Genomic DNA, 283 nt, shown 5'->3' on the forward strand with positions numbered 1-283 from the left:
TTTCTGAAGGACTAACTTCCTTTTTTAAAGACATTCAATTCAGTAAAGGACAGCGCATTGAAGTCAAATTCTTAACTTTTGACAAAACCACTTGCTCCATGGCTCTGTATCTCCTAGCGCTTTTGATGAATGCTTTTTCATTTTCACCCCAAGAAAAAGACCCTCCTTCCAGGCCAAACATTGTCCTGATTTTTGCCGATGACCTAGGCTGGTCCGATATCGGTGCGTATGGAAGTGAAGTGGAAACACCTAACCTCGATTGGTTGGCCACAAACGGAGTTCG

General features: G+C 43.1%; 1 protein-coding gene. It reads left to right on the forward strand.

What is annotated here, in order from left to right; translation table 11 throughout:
* Positions 1 to 283: sulfatase-like hydrolase/transferase (locus ACNKXV_RS14590; RefSeq protein WP_417908423.1), on the forward strand; the 283-nt coding region annotated here is incomplete at both ends.

Origin of the sequence: Christiangramia aquimixticola (genome assembly GCF_048285835.1) — a bacterium.
Taxonomy (GTDB): Bacteria; Bacteroidota; Bacteroidia; order Flavobacteriales; family Flavobacteriaceae; genus Christiangramia; species Christiangramia aquimixticola.